The organism is Mesorhizobium sp. M0185 (genome assembly GCF_040322175.1).
Classification (GTDB): domain Bacteria; phylum Pseudomonadota; class Alphaproteobacteria; order Rhizobiales; family Rhizobiaceae; genus Mesorhizobium.
The window spans coordinates 1-20699 of sequence record NZ_JAMYSY010000075.1 but is presented as its reverse complement, the minus strand read 5'-3'; the positions used below and the strand labels follow the sequence as shown (position 1 = coordinate 20699).

The following is a 20699-nucleotide window of genomic DNA, read 5'->3' as shown; positions in this document are numbered from 1 at the left end:
CATCCCGAACCTCCCGGCGCAAAGCGCGCCAAACTGTTCGCGATGTCCTCGCACACCTGTTCGCGATGTCTCCGGTCCAAACAGAGGGGAGGGTTACCCCCTTGACGGCGTGAACCGCGCCACCAGCGTGTGGTTCTCTGCCGCATAGGTGAAGCGGACATGGGTGACAGGGTGCTCAGCGCTCCATGTCCGCCGCTCGATCACCAGGCACGGCGCACCGGTCGCGATGTCGAGCGCCGCCGCGATGTGCTTTTCGGCAGCAACGGCGCGAATGCGATGCTCGGCGGCACTCCACGGCACGCGCCCGATCAGCCACGGACCGGGCGCGGTGTCGAAAAACGCTTCTTCGGCAGCCTCCGGCACGGCAGCCAGGTTGATCAGCCGCTGCTCGTGGGCGAACGGCCGCTTGCCGGCGAAATGCCGGCATTCCAGCACCAGCACCGGCCCGGCGACGTCGAGTTCCAGCAGGGCGCGGTCGTCGGCGCTGCTGCGCCTTCTGTCTCGCGCCATGCGCTCATAGCGGTAGGGCAGGCCAAGTGCCTCGACCTCGATCCGGATGTCGTGGATTTCGAGAACGGCTGCCTGCGACTGCGGCCGGCGGACAAAACTGCCCGAACGACGCCGGCGCTCGATCAGCCCGGCCTTGGCCAGTTGCGACAGCGCCTTGTTCACTGTCATGCGCGAACAATTGTATTCGGCCGTCAGTTCATGCTCGAACGGAATGCGGTGGCCGGGCGCCCAGGCACCCGACAGGATCCGGTCGCTGATGTCCGACAGGATGCGCTGGTGCAGCGAAAGAACCTCGCCGCCGTCCGCACTTCCAGAATCCGCGCTTATTGTCCCGATCATGCTCATGCCGAAAGCGCCGTTATCACCTTGCGGAAGCGCTCGGCGATGGCATCGCGCCTGGCGTGCATGCCGCCGCTGACCAGTTTCCTGCCATGCACCCAGACGCAATCGACCTTGGTGCCCTTGGCAAAAATCCAGGCATCAAGGATTGCATCGCCCGTCTTGCCGGCCAGCGATGGATGCTTGCCGTCGAGCGAGACGAAATCGGCCGAGGCACCTGCTGCGATCTGCGAGAGGCCGGCGCCCAGCGCGGCACTGCCGCCATCGAGCGCGGCATCGAACAAAGCACGGCCGGTCGAGCCGCCGGCCACCGCCAGCACGTTGCGGGCGCGGTGGGCGAGGCGCTGCGAATATTCGAGCTGCCGCAACTCGTCCGGCAGGCCGATCAGTACGTTTGAATCCGAGCCGATGCCGAAGCGGCCGCCATGCTGCATGAACAAGGACGCGGCAAAGGTGCCGTCGCCGAGATTGGCCTCGGTGATCGGGCAGAGACCGGCAACGGCGCCGCTTTTCGCCAAATCGGTCGTCTCGGTGTCGGTCATGTGGGTGGCGTGGATGAGACACCAGCGCCGGTCGACCTTGGCGTTGGCAAGCAGCCATTCGACCGGCCGCGCCCCGGACCAGGCAAGGCAGTCCTCGACCTCCTTCATCTGCTCGGCGATGTGGATGTGGATAGGCCCCTCCGGCGCCATCACCGTGATGTTTTCCAGTTCCTCCGGTGTCACCGCACGCAGGCTGTGCGGGGCGACGCCCACGACGCCTTGATTCAGCGCGCGAATGGATTCGCGGCATTTCTCAACAAGCCGCGAGAACTGGTTCACATCGTTGATGAACCGGCGCTGGCCTTCATTTGGCGCAGCGCCGCCGAAAGAGGAATGCGCGTAGAAGACGGGCAGCAAAGTCAGCCCGATGCCTGTCTCGGACGCTGCGGCAACGATGCGCTGCGCCATCTCGGCGATGTCAGTATAGGGCCGGCCGTCACGGTCGTGGTGGAGATAGTGAAACTCGCCGACGCGCGAGAACCCGGCCTCCAGCATCTCGACATAGAGCTGGGCCGCGACCGCCTCGACCTGGTCCGGCGTCATCGACAGCGCGAAACGGTACATCACCTCGCGCCAGCTCCAGAAACTGTCGGCGGAAGGGCCGCGCAATTCAGCAAGGCCGGCCATGCCGCGCTGGAAGGCATGGCTGTGCAGGTTCGGCATGCCGGACAAAAGGATGGCACGGCGCTCGTCGCCAGGCAGGAGCGAGGTATTCGCCTCGACCGTGGCGATCCTGCCGTCGGAGATGACGATCCGCACATTGCTGTGCCAGCCGTCGGGCAGAAGCGCCTGTTCCGCAAAGATTGCTGTCACGTTTTTCTCCAAATCCCGGTCTGCCGTGCGATGATAGCGCTTGCAGTGCCTTTTCATATGTATATACATAATCGTCACCTATTGAAACGGAAAAGATGATGGCTGCAGAGAGCAAAAGCCGGGCAGGGGAGGTTCGCCTCTGGCGCAATGCGCGCCTCGCGACCATGGCCGAAAGCAGCCCCGGGTCAGGCGTTGTCGAGCACGGTGCAATCGCCGTGCGCAACGGCCGGATCGTCTATGCTGGGCCGGAAGCCGACATGCCGGCAGCACTTAGCAAAGGCGCCGAGGCGATCGACTGCGAAGGCCGCTGGATCACGCCCGGCCTGATCGACTGCCACACTCATCTGGTCCACGCCGGTAACCGTGCCAATGAATTCGAGATGCGGCTGGCCGGCGCTAGCTATGAAGAGGTTGCCAAGGCCGGCGGCGGCATCGTTTCCTCGGTCAAGGCACTGCGCGCCGCCAGCGAGGACGAGCTGGTCGCCCAGTCGCTGCCGCGCCTCGATGCGCTGATCGCCGAAGGCGTCACCACCGTCGAGATCAAATCCGGCTACGGTCTCGACCTCGAAAACGAGCAGAAGTCACTGCGCGCCGCACGACGGCTGGGCGGTGAGCGGCCGGTGACGGTCAGGACCACTTTCCTCGGCGCTCATGCACTGCCGCCCGAAGCAAAAGGCGACAAGGACGCCTTTATCGATCTTGTCGCCAACGAGATTTTGCCGGCCGTCGCTGCCGAGGGCCTGGCCGATGCCGTCGACGGTTTTTGCGAAGGCATTGCCTTTTGGCCGGAGCAGATCGCCCGCGTGTTCGATGCCGCGAAGGCGGCGGGCCTGCCGGTCAAGCTCCATGCGGACCAGCTGTCCAATCTGCATGGCGCCGAACTTGCGGCGCGCTATGGTGCGCTATCGGCCGACCACCTCGAATACACCGACGAGGCGGGTGCGGCGGCGATGGCGAAGGCCGGAACCTTGGCGACCATCCTGCCCGGCGCCTACTACTTCATCCGCGAGACCAAAAAGCCGCCGATCGCCTTGTTTCGCCAGCATGGCGTCAGGATGGCCGTTGCCACCGACAACAATCCCGGCACGTCGCCGCTGACCTCGCTGCTGCTGACCATGAACATGGCCGCGACATTGTTTGGCCTGACCGTCGATGAATGCCTTGCCGGCGTTACCCGCGAGGCTGCCCGCGCGCTCGGGCTGCTTGGACAGACCGGCACGCTGGAGGCCGGAAAATCCGCCGATCTGGCGATCTGGAACGTCGAGCGCCCGGCCGAACTCGTCTACCGCATGGGCTTCAACCCGCTGCATGCCCGCATCTGGAGGGGACAATGACCGAACTCAAGCTAAGGCCGGGCAATGCCACGCTGGCCGATTGGCGCGCCATCTATCGCGGCGCCGCACTGAGGCTCGACCATGCCTGTCGGCCGAAGATCAAGGCCAGCGCCGAGGCCGTCGCCAGGATCGTTGCCAAGGGCGAGCCGGTCTATGGCATCAATACCGGCTTCGGCAAGCTGGCCAGCGTCCGCATCCCCGCCGCCGATCTGGAAACGTTGCAGCGAAATATCGTGCTGTCTCATGCCGCCGGCGTCGGCGAGCCGATGCCCGTCGCAATCTGCCGGCTGATGATGGCGCTGAAGCTGGCCAGCCTGGCACAGGGCGCCTCCGGCGTGCGGCCGCGGACGATCGAGCTGATCGAGGCGATGCTGGCCAACGACGTTATCCCCGTGGTGCCGGCGCAAGGCTCGGTCGGCGCTTCCGGCGACCTTGCGCCGCTGTCGCACATGACCGCCGTGATGATCGGCGTCGGCGAGTGCTTTACCCCGCATGGCCGCTTTCCCGCCAAGGTCGCCTTCGTTTCGCACGGCCTGGAGCCGGTGACACTGGGCGCCAAGGAAGGCCTGGCGCTGCTCAACGGTACCCAGTTTTCGACCGCCTATGCGCTTGCCGCTTTGTTCGAGGCGGAAGTGCTCTACCAGTCGGCACTGGTCGCCGGCGCGCTGTCGACCGATGCCGCCAAGGGCTCCGACGCTCCGTTCGATCCACGCATCCATCTGCTCAGGAAACATCGCGGCCAGATCGAGACGGCCGAGGCGTTGCGCAATTTGATGGCCGGCAGCGCCATCCGTGAATCGCACCGCGTCGGCGACGAGCGCGTGCAGGATCCGTATTGCCTGCGCTGCCAGCCGCAGGTGATGGGCGCAGCACTCGACGTGCTCCGCAAGGCCGCCGAGACGCTCGGCACCGAGGCCAACGGCGTCACCGACAATCCGCTGATCTTTGCCGAGGACGACTCCGCACTTTCGGGCGGCAATTTCCATGCCGAGCCGGTCGCCTTCGCCGCCGACATGATCGCACTCGCCGTCTGCGAGATCGGCTCGCTGTCGGAGCGGCGCATCGCCATGCTGGTCGATCCGGCGCTGTCGGGCATGCCGGCCTTTCTCACGCCCAAGCCGGGTCTGAATTCCGGTTTCATGATCCCTCAGGTCACGGCGGCAGCACTGGTTTCTGAAAACAAGCAAAAGGCCTATCCGGCCAGCGTCGATTCGATCCCGACCTCGGCCAACCAGGAAGACCATGTCTCGATGGCGGCGCATGGCGCGCGCCGCCTCATCGGCATGGTCGAGAATGCGACGGCCGTCATCGGCATCGAATTGCTGGCCGCCGCGCAAGGCTGCGATTTCCACGCACCGCTGGCCTCGAGCGCGGCACTGGAGGCGGTGCGCCGGCTGGTCAGGGCAGAGGTGCCCCATCTCGACAACGACCGGCACTTCCACCCCGACATGGAGAAGGCCATCGCCATGATACGCAGCGGCGCGGCGGTGAAGGCCGCGGGTGCGGTGAAACTGCCGGGCGTTGCGTCATGAGGCGGTGTGCCGTGACAGGTCGCGTTCTGTCGCGCCCCCCTCTGTCCTGCCGGACATCTCCCCCTCCAGGGGGGAGATTGGCTGTCGTCTCGGCTTTCGCCAATCTCCAGCGTTGCAGGACTGAGCGAGGCGCCGAAGCTGCCAATCTCCCCACTAGAGGGGGAGATGTCCGGCAGGACAGAGGGGGGCGCTGTCCCGCCAACCTCAGCCCGGCAACAAAAAACCCGCCTCGAGGGCGGGTCGTCGGGCCGAATCAGCACCATGCTGAATTTAGTAGCATAGCTGCCGGCACAAAGCAAGAACAAAATGCGTTGCGAGCGATAAAAACCGAAGTCGGTGTTCAAGGACGATTGCAAAGTCGCGTTCCTTCGCGCGGAGACTTCCGATGACCTCGCCCTCCTGGCTCACCGTCACCCAAGGCACAGCACCCCTGCTGGTTTCGATCCCGCATACCGGCATCGATCTCGCCGGCCTCGATAGCCGGCTGGTCTCGCCCTGGCTCGGCCGCCGTGACGCCGACTGGTGGATCGACAAGCTTTATGACTTCGCCGAGAGCCTCGGCGCGACGGTTGTGCATACGGCGATTTCGCGCACCGTTATCGACGTCAACCGCGATCCGTCCGGCGTTTCGCTCTATCCCGGCCAGACGACGACTGGGCTCTGCCCGACAGAGACCTTTGACGGCGATCAGCTCTACCGCAAGGGTGAAGAGCCGGGACAGTCGGAGATCGACGAACGCCGCGAGAAGTTCTTCGTACCCTATCATGCCGCTCTGCAGGCCGAGATCGACAGGCTGCGCGCTTTGCATGAGAAGGTCGTCGTCTATGACTGCCATTCGATCCGCTCCGTGCTGCCGCGCCTTTTCGAAGGCAAATTGCCGGTCTTCAATCTCGGCACCAATGACGGCAAGAGCGCCGATCCGACGCTGCAAGCGACGGTTGGCCAGATCCTCGCCGAAACCGGCGAGAGCTTCGTCGTCAACGGGCGCTTCAAGGGCGGCTGGATCACGCGCCATTTCGGCCAGCCGCAAGCCGGCGTCCACGCGCTGCAGATGGAACTCTCCAACCGCGGCTACATGCGCGAGCCCGAAGGCAAGGGCGAACCGGATAACTGGCCGGTGCCTTACGAGGCCGAATTCGCGGCGCCGATCTGCGTCACGCTGAAGAAGATCCTGGAAACCGCGATCGCCTGGGCCGAACGCTGACGCGCGGTGCACCTCACTCGAAAGGGACAATCATGACCGATCCTCGCCACAACATCCGTGAAGTGCGCAGCCCGCGCGGCAGCGAGCTCAACGCCCGCACCTGGCTGACGGAAGCGCCGTTGCGCATGCTGATGAACAATCTCGACCCAGACGTCGCCGAAAACCCCAACGAGTTGGTGGTCTATGGCGGCATCGGCCGGGCGGCGCGCACCTGGAACGATTTCGACCGCATCGTTGCCTCGCTGAAGACGCTTGGCGACGACGAGACGTTGTTGGTGCAATCGGGCAAGCCGGTCGGCGTGTTCCGCACTCATCCTGACGCCCCGCGCGTGCTGATCGCCAATTCCAACCTGGTGCCGCACTGGGCGACATGGGAGAAATTCAACGAGCTCGATAGAAAGGGCCTGATGATGTACGGCCAGATGACGGCCGGCTCGTGGATCTACATCGGCACGCAAGGCATCGTGCAGGGCACCTACGAGACCTTCGTCGAGGCCGGCCGCCAGCACTATGGCGGCAATCTCAGGGGCAAGTGGATCCTGACCGGCGGTCTCGGCGGCATGGGCGGTGCCCAGCCGCTCGCCGCGGTGATGGCCGGCGCCTGCTGCCTGGCCGTCGAATGCGATCCCGACCGCATCGATTTCCGGCTCCGCACCCGCTATGTCGATGAGCGCGCCGACACGCTCGACGAGGCTCTGGAAAAGATCGAGCGCTGGACCAAAGCCGGTGAGGCGAAATCGGTTGGCCTGGTCGGCAACGCCGCCGACATCCTGCCGGAACTGGTGCGGCGCGGCGTGCGCCCCGACATCGTCACCGACCAGACCTCGGCGCATGACCCGCTCAATGGCTATCTGCCCAAGGGCTGGTCGCTGGCCGAGTGGCGCGAGAAACGCACCTCCGACCCGAAGGCCGTTGAAAGAGCTGCCCGCGCGTCGATGCGCGAGCATGTCGAGGCGATGGTGGCGTTCTGGAATGCCGGCGTGCCGACGCTCGACTACGGCAACAACATCCGCCAGGTGGCGAAGGAGGAGGGGTTCGAGAATGCTTTTGCCTTCCCGGGTTTCGTGCCGGCCTATATCCGTCCGCTGTTTTGCCGCAGCATCGGCCCGTTCCGCTGGGCAGCGCTTTCCGGCGATCCCGAGGATATCTACAAGACCGACGCCAAGGTGCGCGAGCTGACCCCCGGCAACACCCATCTGCACAACTGGCTCGACATGGCGCGTGAGCGCATCGCCTTCCAGGGCCTGCCGGCGCGCATCTGCTGGGTTGGGCTTGGCGATCGCCATCGGCTCGGCCTCGCCTTCAACAAGATGGTCGCCAGGGGCGAACTGAAAGCGCCGGTGGTCATCGGCCGCGATCACCTCGATTCCGGCTCGGTCGCCTCGCCGAACCGCGAGACGGAGGCGATGAAGGACGGCTCCGATGCCGTTTCCGACTGGCCGTTGCTCAATGCCTTGCTCAACACCGCGTCCGGCGCCACCTGGGTGTCGCTGCACCATGGCGGCGGCGTCGGCATGGGCTTTTCGCAGCATGCCGGCATGGTCATCGTCGCCGACGGCACGCCCGAGGCGGCCAAGCGCCTGGAGCGGGTTCTGTGGAACGATCCGGCGACCGGCGTCATGCGGCACGCCGATGCCGGCTATGACATCGCGATCGAGTGCGCCCGGGAGAACCAGCTCAACCTGCCCGGCATTTTGGGCTGAGCAGCGCCTTGCGCATCCTTCGGGCAGCCGAATACCGGTCGATGCCGTGGAAGAACGGCGGCGGGGTGACGACGGAGATTGCCGTCTCGCCGCCAGGTGCCGGGCTCGACGATTTCGACTGGCGCGTCTCGATGGCGCTGGTCGAGGGCGGCGGCCCATTTTCCGGATTTGCCGGCGTCGACCGAACCTTGGCGTTGCTGGAAGGCGAGGGCATGATCCTCGACATCGCCGGCCGGCTACCGGTCGAAATCATCAAGGCTTCCGCACCGCTTGCCTTTCCGGCCGACGTGCCGACGCAAGCCACGCTGATAGCCGGTCCGATCACCGACCTCAACGTCATGACCCGCCGCGCCCGGGCGATCCACACGGTCGAGCGCCTGCTGATTTCGGCTCCGACGGAGATCCAGGCCGAAGCCGATGAAACACTCATCCTGTGCGTCGACGGCGAACTCAGCGTGGCCGGCGCGGCGCCCATGCAACTTGGGCCGCTCGACGCGCTGTTGCTCGGGGCGCAAGCGCCGGAACTGCGCCTGGATCCGGTCCGGCCGGCCATGCTGTTCGTGATCCGCATCGACCGCATTGCCGGCAACGATTAACGTCTGTTTCCAAACATGATCGTGACGCCGGCCAAATATCGCGTAAGCTGGTCGCTGCATCACGAAAAAGCCTGAATCTTCCGCCGATCAGAAGCCGAAACGATGCTTATAGTGCCCGCCTGGAAGTTGTCGAAAGACGGCATCTTGTCGTGGTGCGGAAACAAACTTTCGGCCAAGTGTTGCGATGCAACCAATTGCATTTGGACCGGTTTTAGGGACATTGCCGTGGCGGTGACGCCGCACTGCGTCCCCAACACGGAACCTTAGATGAATATCCAGACCAATCTCGCACAGATCGAAAAGACGAGCGCCAGCTTCCCGGCTGTCACCGACGTGCCGATACGCTCCAATTTCCTGCCGGAAGATCGGCTGCGCGCTTTGGGCGCAGCCCTTGCCAATGGCGATGCCAAGGATTTGTTCGGTCTGACGCCTTTCGATTTTCAGGCGCGCATCCGCGACAGCGCCAGGAAAATTCTCGATGTCTACCGTTCCACCAACGCTGCCCAGGCGAGGGGCGAAACGATCACGCCCGCGGCGCAGTGGCTGCTCGACAACAACTACCTGGTCGAGGAGACCATTTTTCAGGTCAAGCGCGACCTGCCGCGCCGCTTCTACCGCCAGTTGCCGACGCTGAAACTGTCGGATGGATCCAGCGTGCCGCGCGCACTGGCGGTCGCGTGGACCTATGTCGCGCATTCCGACAGTTCCGTCTCGTCGGCCATGTTCAAGGCGATCGTCGAAGGCTTCCAGTCCGTCGAGCCGCTGAAGATTGGCGAATTATGGGCGCTGCCGTCGCTGCTGCGCTTCGTCCTGATCGAGAACCTTCGCCGGATCGCGGTCCGCGTCAATCGCACGCGGGAACTGCGCCAGATCGCCAACGAGGTCGCCGACCGTGTGCTGGCGACGGACGACAGCGCCGACCGGCAGGCGATACTTTCCCACTACAGCGCCCATGCGCAGGACACCACCTTCGCCACCCAGTTGCTCTACCGGCTGCGTGACGGCTCGCAAAATGCCGGCAGGGCGCTGGAATGGTTGGAGGGCGAGCTGGAAAGGACCGGCTCCGACGCCGAGGAGATCATCCTCAGCGAGCACCACACGCTGTCCAGCGGCAACGTGACCACCGGCAACATCATCCGCGGCCTGCGCCTGATCAACGACATCGACTGGACGGTGTGGTTCGAGGGCGTCAGCCGCATCGACACCTTGCTGCGCGAACGCACCGATTTCGCCGCGCTCGATTTCTTTTCGCGCGACCAATACCGGACTGCGATCGAGGAGCTGGCGCGCCGTTCCGATCTCTCCGAATTTCGCGTTGCCGAAAGGGCGATCGAGCTCGCCGGCCATGCTGCCGATGCGCCGGGCTCCGAAAGCGGTCCGATCGCTCACACCGACGTCGGCTTCTTTCTGGTCGGCCCGCGCCGGCAGGAGCTCGAGCGGTCGATCGGCTACCGGCCGACCATCGGCAAGACGCTCAACCGGACCTTCCGCAAGACCGGATGGCTGGGCATCGTCGTGCCGGTGTTTGCGCTGACGGTCCTGCTTCTGGTCGTTTCCGGCAATGCGCTTGCCAATCTCGGCCTGTCGGTGCCGTCGATCGTCCTGATGCTGGCCCTGTTCGCGGTGCCGGCCAGCGAAGGCGCGCTCGCATTCTTCAACACCGTCGTCTCGCTGTTTTTGAAGCCGACGCGTCTCATCGGCTATGATTTCAGGCACGGTGTGCCGCCCGAGGCGCGCACGCTGGTGGTGGTGCCGTCGCTGATCGGCTCGCGCGACGATGTCGAGGAGAACATCCGCAACATCGAGGTGCATCACCTCGCCAACACGGCGGGCGAAGTCTATTTCGCGCTGCTTTCCGACTGGCCGGACTCGAAGACCGAGATCGATACGGCGGATGTCGAAATCCTCGAATTCGCCCGCGCCGAAATCGCCAGGCTGAACGCCCGCTATCCCTCGGAAGGGGCGCCGCGCTTTTATCTGCTGCATCGGCGCCGGCTCTACAACGCATCGCAAGGCGTCTGGATGGGCTGGGAGCGCAAGCGCGGCAAGCTGCACGAATTGAACCTTCTGCTGCGCGGCGACAGCGACACTACCTTCCTGCCGCTGGAAGTGCCATTGCCGGAGAGCGTCGTCCACGTGATGACGCTGGACGCCGACACCCGCACCACCCGCGACGCCGTCGCTGCGCTGGCCGGCAAGCTTTGCCACCCGCTCAACCGTCCGCATTTCGATGTCGCACGGCGCCACGTTACGGCAGGTTATTCCATCCTGCAGCCGCGTATCACCGCGTCGCTGACCAGTGGCGACGAGGCATCGTTCTTTCAGCGTGTCTTTTCCGCCAATCGCGGGCTCGATCCGTACGTCTTTGCCGTGTCGGACCTCTACCAGGACATCTTCGGCGACGGTTCCTTCACCGGCAAGGGTCTTTACCATGTCGACGCCTTCGAGGCGGCGTTGAAGGGCCGCATCGAGGAAAACACCATCCTCAGCCATGATCTGCTCGAAGGCGCCCTGGCGCGCTCGGCCTTGGTCACCGACGTCGAACTGGTCGAGGACTATCCGACCCGCTATTCGGTCGACGCGTCGCGCCACCATCGCTGGGCACGCGGCGACTGGCAGCTTCTGGGCTTCATTCTTGGCCCGCGCTCAAACGTGCCGGCGCTGTCGCGCTGGAAGATGGTGGACAATCTGCGCCGCTCGGTGACGCCGATCTTCTGGGTGATGGCCGCGATCGCCGGCTGGACGCTGCTGCCCTTCACGCAGGCCGCCCAATGGCAGGCGCTGCTGATCCTCACGCTGTTCATGGCGCCCACTTTCGACATCGTCGACGCCATCCTGCCGAAGAGCGGCGACCAGACGCCGCGCGGCCATTTCTCGGCACTGGCACGCGACGTTGCCTTCGGCACTGCCCTGGTGGCGCTGAAGATCGTGCTGATGGCGCATCTTGCCTGGATGATGGGCGACGCGATCATCCGCACGCTCTACCGCCTGTTCGTCAGCCGCCAGAACCTGCTCGAATGGCGCACCGCCTCGCAGGCACACAAGGGCGGCGACAACGATCTCGGCTCCTACTACAGCATCATGTACGGCGCGGTGATCATCGGCGTCGTCGGCCTCGCTGTCCCGGTGCTGGCCGATTCCACCGGCGCCTTCGTCGCCTTCTTCTTTGCCTTGTTCTGGATCGGCTCGCCCGCCATCGCCTGCTGGATCAGCCGTTCGGCCGAAACCGAGGACCGCCTGCGCATATCGGCCGCCGACATCCACGCGCTGCGCACCGTGGCGCGGCGTACATGGCACTATTTCGAGACCTTCGTGACGGCCGAGCATCACAATCTGCCGCCGGATAATTTCCAGGAAAGCCCGGCCCCCGTGGTGGCGCCCCGTACCTCGCCGACCAATATCGGCGTCTACCTGCTGTCGGTGATTTCGGCACGCGATTTCGGCTGGATCAGCCTCTCCGACGCCGTCAACCGCATCGACGCGACCATGTCGACCATCGAGAGCATGCCGCGCGATCGCGGCCATCTCTTCAACTGGTATGACACGACGACCCTGAAGCCGCTCTACCCGCTGTACATTTCGGCGGTCGACAGCGGCAATCTCGCCGGCCATCTGGTGGCCGTGGCCGCTGCCTGCGCCGAATGGGCGGAAGCGCCGTCGGTGCATGTGCAGGGCGACTTCGAAGGCATCCTCGATACTGTCACCATCCTCGATGAAAGCCTTGAGGAACTGCCCGACGACCGGCGTCAATTGCGGCCCTTGCGCCAGCGGCTCGCCGACCGTCTCGACGGCATGCGGCGGGCGGTCGAATTGATCAAGGCGCAGCCGGAGATGGCGTCGATCCGTACCATCAACCTGGCCGTCCTGGCCGGCGAGATACGCAAGCTCGCGACAGCCATCCACACCGAGGCCGCGTCGACCCAGAGCGACACCATCGCCGATTGGGCGGCCAGGCTCGAAGCCACCTGCGAGGCGCATGTGCACGACGCGCACAGCGACGAAAACGCGGTCGCGGCATTGCGGGCCAAGCTTCTGACCTTGCGCGAGCGCACGCGCCGCTTCGCCTTCGAGATGGATTTCTCGTTCCTGATGCGGCCCGAGCGCAAGCTCTTGTCGATCGGTTACCGGGTCGAGGAGCATCAGCTCGACGAAAGCTGCTACGACCTTTTGGCCTCCGAGGCGCGGCTGACCAGCCTGTTCGCCATCGCCAAGGGCGATTTGCCGACCGAGCACTGGTTCCGGCTCGGCCGCCCGATCGTCGAGATCGGCTTCCAGGGCGCACTGATGTCCTGGTCCGGCTCGATGTTCGAATATCTGATGCCGCCACTGGTGATGAAGGAGCCGCAAGGCAGCATTCTCAACCAGACCAGCAAGCTCATCATCAAGCGCCAGATCCAGTATGGCCGTTCGAAGAACGTTCCCTGGGGAATTTCGGAAGCGGCCTACAATGCCCGCGACCGCGAGCTGACCTATCAGTACACCAATTTCGGCGTGCCCGGGCTCGGCCTGAAGCGCGGCCTTGGCCAAAACACGGTGATCGCGCCTTACGCGACCGTGCTGGCAGCGCAGTTCACGCCGCATGAATCCGTCCAGAACCTGGCCAGGCTGAGGCGGCTGGGCGCACTGGGCCGGCATGGTTTCTACGATGCGGTGGATTTCACGCCGCAACGCGTCCCCGAGGGCACCGACCACGCCGTTGTGCTCAACTACATGGCCCACCACTCCGGCATGTCGATTGCCGCAGTTGCCGATGCGATCTTCGAAGGGCGCCTGCGCGACCGCTTCCACAGCGATCCGGTGATCGAGTCGGCCGAATTGCTGCTGCAGGAACGGGCGCCGCGCGACATCCCGACTGCGACCGTCAGGACCGAGGCCGACGAGCGCTCGAAGGACGAGACCGAGCTGGAAAGCCCGGATACCCGCATCGTGCTCGATCCGCTCAGGGCGCTCCGCTCGACCAGTGTCATGTCCAATGGCCGCTATTCGGTCATGGTCACCGCCACCGGCTCCGGCTACAGCCGCTGGGGCGAACTTGCCGTCACGCGCTGGCAGCCGGATCCGACCGAGGACCGCCTTGGTTCCTATATTTTCCTGCGCGACGCCAGCAGCGGCGACTGGTGGTCGGCCACCGCCGAGCCGAAGCGCGCCGCCGGCGAGCGTGCGCAGACGCTGTTCTCCGACGACAAGGCGAGCTTCGTCAAATCGATTGGATCGCTGCGTTCGGAAGTCGAGTGCATAGTCATCTCGGAAGGCAATGGTGAGGGCCGACGGGTGACGCTCCACAATGATGGCCCCGCCGACCGGCATATCGAAGTGACCTCGTTTGCCGAACTGGTGCTGGGCTCCGAGCCCTCGGATAATGCCCATCCGGCTTTTTCGAAGATGTTCGTGGAAACCGAGATCGCGCCGAACAACGGCGCGATCTTCGCCACCAGGCGCAAGCGCGAAAAGGACGAGCCCGACGTCACCATGGTGCATTTCGTCACCGACCCGTCTGGATCGGCGCGAGACGCCGAGGCGGAAACCGACAGGCGCGCCTTCATCGGCCGCGGCCGCACCATCACCGAAGCGGCTGCCCTTGATCCCGGCGCCAAGCTTGGCGGCCATTCCGGCTTCACCCTGGATCCGATCGCATCGCTTCGCCGGCAGGTGCGCGTGCCGGCCAACAAGAAGATTTCGCTGACGTTCTGGACCGTCGTCGGTACTCATCGCGCCGAATTGGATGCCGCCATCGCACGGCTCGACCATCCCGAAAGCTTTGCCCGCCAGGCGATGCTCGCCTGGACGCGCTCGCAGGTGCAGACCCGGCACCTTGGCCTCAGCCTGTCCGACGCCGCCAATGTGCAGAAGCTGGCGCGCTATCTGATCTATCCCGATCCGTTCCTGCGCCTTCCGGGCGAATCCATCGTCTCCGGGCTCGGCAGGCAGTCCAGCCTGTGGCCGACCAGCATATCCGGCGATTTTCCGATTTTCCTGGTCAGGATCGCCGATGTCGCCGATCTGGAGATCGTCGCCCAGGCGCTTCGCTTCCAGGAATACATGCGCGCCCGCGGCATGATGATTGATTTTGTCGTCGTCAACGAGCAGGCGTCATCCTACGTGCAGGACCTGCAGCGCGCGGTGGAGACGCTGTGCGAAAACAGCCGGTTGCGCGGCAAGGAGCTCGGACCCCGCCAGCACATCTTCGCAGTGCGCCGCGATCTGATGGAGGAAACGACCTACCGGACCTTGCTCGCCGTCGCTCGGGTGGTGCTGCATACGCGCAACGGCACCATCTTCGACCAGATCGAGCGCGCCGAGGCCGCGGCACTGCAGGCGCGGGACGCCGCCCTCCAGCCGGCAGACCTTGCAGCGCTTCGCGAGCCGTCCTTGCCTGTGCCGACGTCGCAAGCATCGGCCGCCCAGGCACTGATCGAGGGCCGCGTCGACGGCAGCGGGCTCGAGCAATGGAACGGTTTCGGCGGCTTCGACGGCGACGGACGCCACTACGTCGTGCGTCTTGCCGGCCGGCGCACGACGCCGCAGCCGTGGATCAACGTCATCTCCAACCCATCGTTCGGGTTCCATATTTCGGCTGAAGGCGCTGCCTTCACCTGGAGCCGCAACAGCCGCGACTATCAGTTGACGCCATGGTCGAACGATCCGGTCACCAACCGGCCGGGCGAGGGCATCTACATCTACGATCACGCCAGTGGCAGGGCGTTCTCGCCAATGGCTGCCGTGGTGCGTGATCCGACAATGACCTACGAAACCTGGCACGGGCAGGGTTTTTCGACGCTCCGCTCAAAACGCGGGCCGCTGTCGATGGACCTGACCCATGTCGTCGATCCCGTCGATCCGGTGAAGATATCGCGGCTGCGCATCCAGAATTCGGGTTCGGTGCCGATGCGGCTGCGCGTCTACGCCTATGCGGAATGGGTTCTTGGCGGCCATCGCTCGCGCACCGCTGCAAGCATCGTTCCGTCGAGGGATGCCGCAACCGGTGCATTGCTGGCGCAAAATCCCTATGGGCTCGATTTCGGCGAGCGGATCGCCTTTCTGGCCGCCGACGGTGCTGTGCATTCGGTCACCGCCGATCGCGGCGAGTTCATCGGCAGGCAAGGCACGAGCGAGTTTCCGCATGCCGTGCTGAGCGGCGCCGGCCTGTCCGGCCGTGTCGAGGCCGGCGACGATCCCTGCGCGGCCATCGCACGCGACATCGACATCGCTGCCGGCGGCGACGTCACGCTGCTCTGGCTGCTCGGCGACGCGGCCACGCCCGAGGCGGCCAGCGCGCTGGTGCAGACCCATCGCTCCAGGGATTTCGATCAGCGGCTGGCCGACAACGAGCGCACATGGCGCGGCTTTCTCGACACCATCCAGGTCGAGACGCCGGACAAGGCACTCGACGCCATGGTCAATCACTGGCTGCCCTATCAGAGCCTGGCCTGCCGCATCCGTGCCCGCTCTGCGTTCTATCAGGCGAGCGGTGCCTTCGGTTTCCGCGATCAGCTGCAGGATACCTTGGCCTTGCTGGCGCATGACCCCAAGCTGGCGCGTGATCAGATCCTCAATGCGGCGCGGCGGCAATTCCCCGAAGGCGACGTGCAGCATTGGTGGCTGCCGCGCACCGAGGCCGGCGTCCGCACCATGATCTCGGACGACGTGGTCTGGCTGGCTCACGCCACGGCCCGCTACCTGCTGGTGACCGGCGACACCGCGATCCTGAAGGAGCAACTGCCGTTCATCGAAGGGCAGGCGCTGGGCGAAGGCGAGCACGATGCTTTCTTCATCCCGGAAATCTCGAAGAAGACAGCCTCGCTCTATGACCATTGCGCGCGGGCGCTCGATCTTGCCGTCAAGCGCAGCAGCCCAGCCGGGCTGCCGCTGATCCTCGGCGGCGACTGGAACGACGGCATGAACCGCGTCGGCGAGCACGGCAAGGGCGAGAGCGTGTGGCTGGGCTGGTTCCTGCTGAAGACGCTGGGCGACTTTGCCGCTGTCGCCAAGGCGGAGCGCGATGCCAAGCGCGTGCAGGCCTGGACGAAGCACGCCGAGGTGCTGAAGCGGGCGCTGGAAAGCACCGCCTGGGATGGCGAGTGGTATCGGCGCGGCAGCTTCGACGACGGCACGCCGCTCGGCTCGCGCAAGTCGGACGAGTGCAAGATCGACTCGATCGCCCAGTCCTGGAGCGTGCTTTCGGGCGAGGGCGACCCGGCGCGGTCGACCACGGCAATGGCGCAGGCGATGAAAGCGCTCGTCGACGACGACCTCAAGATCGTCAAACTGTTCACCCCGCCCTTCTCGAAGACGGAAAAGGACCCGGGCTACATCAAGAGCTATCCGCCGGGGGTCCGTGAAAACGGCGGCCAATACACGCACGCCGCAACATGGTTCGTCATTGCGCTCGCCGAGATGGGTCGCACCGACGATGCCTACCGTTGCCTTTCAATGCTCAATCCGGTCAACCATGCGCTCGACGAAGCCGCGGCAGAGCGCTACCGGGTGGAACCTTATGTCGTCGCGGCCGACGTTTATTCCGGGCAAGACAAGGGCGGCCGCGGCGGCTGGACCTGGTATACCGGGTCGGCGGGCTGGCTTTATCGCGCCGCGGTCGAGAGCATTCTCGGCATAGAGCGCCGCGGACAGCGCCTCCAGTTCACGCCGAGACTTCCTAGCCATTGGGACGGCTATTCGGCAACTCTGAAGATGCTGGGCGCCGAGATCAAAGTACGCGTCGTCCGCGACAAAAAGGCCCGGGCCATCTCACTTGAAGTGAATGGCACGAAGACCAAATCTTCGTCCTTCGAGCCAAAAGCCGGAGATAGTGCCGAGGTGGTCGTCAGAATACCGGCCTAGATTCAAGGGCTTGGAGCGTCGCTTAGCGTTCCCAGGGCACGCACGGGCGCTCCAAGTGCCTCTATCGGTTATATTTGCGTTTGACCTTGCTGAATGCCTGCACACGACTTTAGACGTCGTGCCCAGGGCCTTGCTGATTAAAATTGTGGCAGTGCTTTCCAGCTGCCATGATTTTGCCGCAACGCTGACATTTCACCTTTTATCTCAAACTGTTAGACGATCACGGCAAATTTCGAAGCGTCGTCATCTTTTGTTCGCGGAATGGGAACGGAAGAGCTAGACGAGCATTGTTTTGCGACGCGTCAACCGATACGAGTCAAAAAATGACGCACTGCACCATAAATAATTGGCGGAGTAGCTGAAGTGTCACTTCTGCAAATCTACTGGCGAGCCCTTGGTTATCTCGCTGCCGACAGGAAACGCGTTGCGTTTATCTGCGGGGCGAATGTCGCGCTTGCCATTATCGCCATTCTCGAGCCGATCATGTTCGGCCGGGTGATCGATGCCATTTCGGACCGCGGCTCGGTATTCGCGACGCTCGCAATGTGGGCCGGCCTCGGCGCGTTCAACATCATCGCCTTCGTGCTGGTGGCGCGCGGCGCCGACCGCTTTGCCCACCAGCGGCGCAGCGAGGTTCTTTGCCAGTCGTTCGAGCGCGTCATCACCATGCCGCTTGCCTGGCATCATCAGCGCGGCACCTCCAATTCCCTGCACACGCTTCTGCGCGCGGTCGAGACCCTGTTCAGCCTCTGGCTCGAATTCATGCGGCAGCACCTGTCGACAGCGGTCGCGTTGGTTCTGCTGGTGCCCACGGCGCTCAGCATGGATATCCGCATGTCGATGGTGCTGCTGGCGCTTGGCGCGCTCTATGTCGGCATCGGACGGCTGGTGATGCGGCGCACCAAGGAAGGCCAGGCGGCCGTGGAGCGTCACTACCACAAGGTGTTTGCGCATGTGACCGACTCGGTCAGCAACGTCGCCGTCCTGCAAAGCTACAACCGCATCGGCCACGAGACCGAGGCGCTGAAGCGCTACGTCAAGAATCTGCTCGATGTGCAGAACCCCGTGCTCGACTGGTGGGCAATGGCCAACGCGCTGCACCGCCTGTCGTCGACGATTTCGATGATGGTGGTGCTCTTGATTGGCGCCTATCTGGTGACGCACGGCCAGTTGCGCATCGGCGACGTTATCGCCTTTACCGGCTTTGCCACGCTGCTGATTGCCCGGCTCGACCAGATGTCGGCCTTCGCCAACCAGATTTCCGAGGCGCGCGCCAAGCTCGAGGAATTCTATCATCTCGAGGACTCTGCATCCGACGCCGCCGAGCCCGATGGGCTGCGCGATCTCGTCAACGTCACGGGTCATGTGCGTTTCGAGAATGTCTGCTTCGAGTTCGGCAATTCCGGGCAGGGCGTCGACGACGCGTCGTTCGAGGTCCAGGCCGGCCAGACCGTCGCCATCGTCGGCCCGACGGGCGCCGGCAAGACCACGCTCATCAACCTTCTGCAGCGCGTCTTCACGCCGTCCGGCGGACGCATCCTGATCGACGGCATCGATACCCGCACGGTGACCCGCAAGTCGCTGCGCCATTCGATCGCCACCGTGTTCCAGGATGCTGGCCTGCTCAACCGCTCGATCGAGGACAACATCCGCGTCGGCCGTGCGGAGGCGACCTATGACGAGGTCCATGCCGCGGCCAATGCCGCCGCCGCGCAGGATTTCATCCTGTCAAAGTGCGAGGGCTACGACACGGTCGTCGGCGAACGCGGCGGACAGCTGTCCGGTGGCGAGCGCCAGCGCATCGCGATCGCCCGCGCCGTGCTGAAGGACGCGCCCATCCTGGTTCTCGACGAGGCGACCAGCGCGCTCGACGTCGAGACGGAAGACCGCGTCAAGGACGCCATCGACGAACTGCGGCGCGGCCGCACCACCTTCATCATCGCCCACCGCCTGACCACCGTTCGCGACGCCGATCTGGTCGTGTTCATGGACAAGGGCCGGGTGGTCGAGATGGGCGGGTTCACCGAACTGTCGCTGCGCAACGGTCGCTTCGCCAGCCTGCTGCGCGCCGGCGGCCTGCTCAACGACGAGGAGGTCCGCCGCCTCAGCCGTCCGGTGAACGAAGCCGCCTGAGCAGCGCGGCTTGCCTTCTCCCCTTGCGGGAGGAGGTGGCCTCGCGAAGCGAGGTCGGATGAGGGGTGCTCCGGCTTGGCGCAAATCTTCATCCAAAATCCAGACTTCGGCGCACGGCGATCATTGGCGCCTCACTCCGTCCAGCACCCCTCATCCGGCTCGACGCTAGGCGCCGATCCACCTTCTCCCGCAAGGGGAGAAGGGAAGACGTACCGCCGCTGCGGTTGCCGCAACTCCGCCGGCGGTCTATGTAAAGCCGCATGAGCGATACGACTTCACGACTCTCCGGCTGGATGGACCTTGCCAACCCGACGCGGTTCGTCGGGCTGGCCGACAAGGTCGTGCCGTGGTTGGCGAGCGTCGCCGCCATCGTCCTCGGCGTGGGTCTCTATATGAGCTTCACGGCGCCTGAGGACTTCCAGCAGGGCATCACCGTTCGCATCATGTATATCCACGTGCCTTTCGCTTGGCTTGCCATGATGTGCTACACGCTGATGGCGGTCTCGGCACTGGGCACGCTGGTCTGGCGCCATCCGCTGGCTGACGTGGCGCTGAAATCGGCGGCACCCATCGGCGCCGTCTTCACCGCCCTTGCGCTGATCACCGGTTCGATCTGGGGCAAGCCGATGTGGGGCACCTGGTGGGTGTGGGACGCGCGGCTGACCTCGGTCTTCATCCTGTTCCTGATGTATCTCGGCATCATCGCGCTGACCCGCGCGCTCGACGATGCCGGGCGCGCCGCGTGGGCCGCCGCCATCATCACCCTGGTCGGCTTCATCAACATTCCGATCATCAAATTTTCGGTCGACTGGTGGAACACGCTGCATCAGCCGGCGTCGGTGTTCCGGCTCGGCGGCCCGACCATCGACCCAAGCCTGTTGTGGCCATTGCTGGTGATGGCACTCGGCTTCACCGTGCTTTTCTTCGCGCTGCACCTAACGGCGATGCGCACGGAAATCCTCCGCCGCCGCGTCATTTCGATGCGCCGGGTTGCCGCGAGACAGGCTAGCTGATCTTCGTCGAGTTCCTTCGCGCCCCCCTCTGTCCTGCCGGACATCTCCCCCCTCAAGGGGCAGGGCTATCGCATATGAGTGATGGCATTGATGAGATAGTCGTCGTTCCAGGCGCATTTCTTGATGCGATGGCTGATGGGAA

The 20699-nt window shown here is 64.6% G+C and carries 10 protein-coding genes; 8 read left to right on the top strand and 2 right to left on the bottom strand.

The genetic code is table 11. From position 1 onward, the window contains the following. Window positions 1-93: 93 nt before the first annotated feature. Both hutC and NKJ20_RS31810 read right to left on the bottom strand, forming a co-directional pair. The gene (gene hutC / locus NKJ20_RS31815) at window positions 94-855 is read right to left on the bottom strand and encodes a histidine utilization transcriptional repressor HutC (protein ID WP_352749478.1); all 762 of its coding nucleotides are present in this window, start codon (window positions 853-855) and stop codon (window positions 94-96) included. Further along, window positions 852-2204 (bottom strand): formimidoylglutamate deiminase, encoded by a 1353-nt coding sequence (locus NKJ20_RS31810; RefSeq protein ID WP_352749475.1) that lies wholly within the window; start codon window positions 2202-2204, stop codon window positions 852-854. Before NKJ20_RS31810 ends, hutC begins: the two co-directional genes overlap by 4 nt. A 98-nt stretch (window positions 2205-2302) precedes the next feature. On the opposite strand from NKJ20_RS31810, the gene hutI reads away from it, so the two are divergent. From hutI to NKJ20_RS31770, 8 genes are all read left to right on the top strand, one after another. Further along, window positions 2303-3538: an imidazolonepropionase gene (gene hutI / locus NKJ20_RS31805; protein ID WP_352449232.1), complete on the top strand. Its 1236-nt coding sequence runs from the start codon at window positions 2303-2305 to the stop codon at window positions 3536-3538. Continuing rightward, window positions 3535-5070: a histidine ammonia-lyase gene (gene hutH / locus NKJ20_RS31800; RefSeq protein WP_352449233.1), complete on the top strand. Its 1536-nt coding sequence runs from the start codon at window positions 3535-3537 to the stop codon at window positions 5068-5070. Before hutI ends, hutH begins: the two co-directional genes overlap by 4 nt. A 385-nt stretch (window positions 5071-5455) precedes the next feature. Next, window positions 5456-6274, top strand: coding sequence for an N-formylglutamate deformylase (hutG, locus tag NKJ20_RS31795; protein ID WP_352449234.1), 819 nt, complete (start codon window positions 5456-5458; stop codon window positions 6272-6274). 32 nt (window positions 6275-6306) lie between these two features. Next, on the top strand, window positions 6307-7977 hold the full coding sequence (gene hutU, locus NKJ20_RS31790; RefSeq protein WP_352749471.1) for a urocanate hydratase: 1671 nt from the start codon (window positions 6307-6309) through the stop codon (window positions 7975-7977). 8 nt (window positions 7978-7985) lie between these two features. After that, complete coding sequence (locus NKJ20_RS31785) at window positions 7986-8573, top strand: HutD/Ves family protein (RefSeq protein WP_352449237.1); 588 nt, start codon at window positions 7986-7988, stop codon at window positions 8571-8573. Window positions 8574-8840: 267 nt separating this feature from the next. Further along, window positions 8841-17411: a glycoside hydrolase family 94 protein gene (locus tag NKJ20_RS31780; RefSeq protein WP_352749468.1), complete on the top strand. Its 8571-nt coding sequence runs from the start codon at window positions 8841-8843 to the stop codon at window positions 17409-17411. Window positions 17412-17774: 363 nt separating this feature from the next. Beyond that, window positions 17775-19544 (top strand): glucan ABC transporter ATP-binding protein/ permease, encoded by a 1770-nt coding sequence (locus NKJ20_RS31775; RefSeq protein ID WP_352749466.1) that lies wholly within the window; start codon window positions 17775-17777, stop codon window positions 19542-19544. 260 nt (window positions 19545-19804) lie between these two features. After that, window positions 19805-20557: a heme ABC transporter permease gene (locus tag NKJ20_RS31770; RefSeq protein ID WP_352749463.1), complete on the top strand. Its 753-nt coding sequence runs from the start codon at window positions 19805-19807 to the stop codon at window positions 20555-20557. The last annotated feature ends 142 nt before the right edge of the window (window positions 20558-20699 follow it).

Coding starts and splice junctions, on each gene's coding strand:
- hutC (WP_352749478.1), bottom strand. CDS start 855: ATGAGCATGATCGGGACAATAAGCGCGGATTCTGGAAGTGCGGACGGC.
- hutI (WP_352449232.1), top strand. CDS start 2,303: ATGGCTGCAGAGAGCAAAAGCCGGGCAGGGGAGGTTCGCCTCTGGCGC.
- hutH (WP_352449233.1), top strand. CDS start 3,535: ATGACCGAACTCAAGCTAAGGCCGGGCAATGCCACGCTGGCCGATTGG.
- hutG (WP_352449234.1), top strand. CDS start 5,456: ATGACCTCGCCCTCCTGGCTCACCGTCACCCAAGGCACAGCACCCCTG.
- hutU (WP_352749471.1), top strand. CDS start 6,307: ATGACCGATCCTCGCCACAACATCCGTGAAGTGCGCAGCCCGCGCGGC.
- NKJ20_RS31780 (WP_352749468.1), top strand. CDS start 8,841: ATGAATATCCAGACCAATCTCGCACAGATCGAAAAGACGAGCGCCAGC.
- NKJ20_RS31770 (WP_352749463.1), top strand. CDS start 19,805: ATGAGCGATACGACTTCACGACTCTCCGGCTGGATGGACCTTGCCAAC.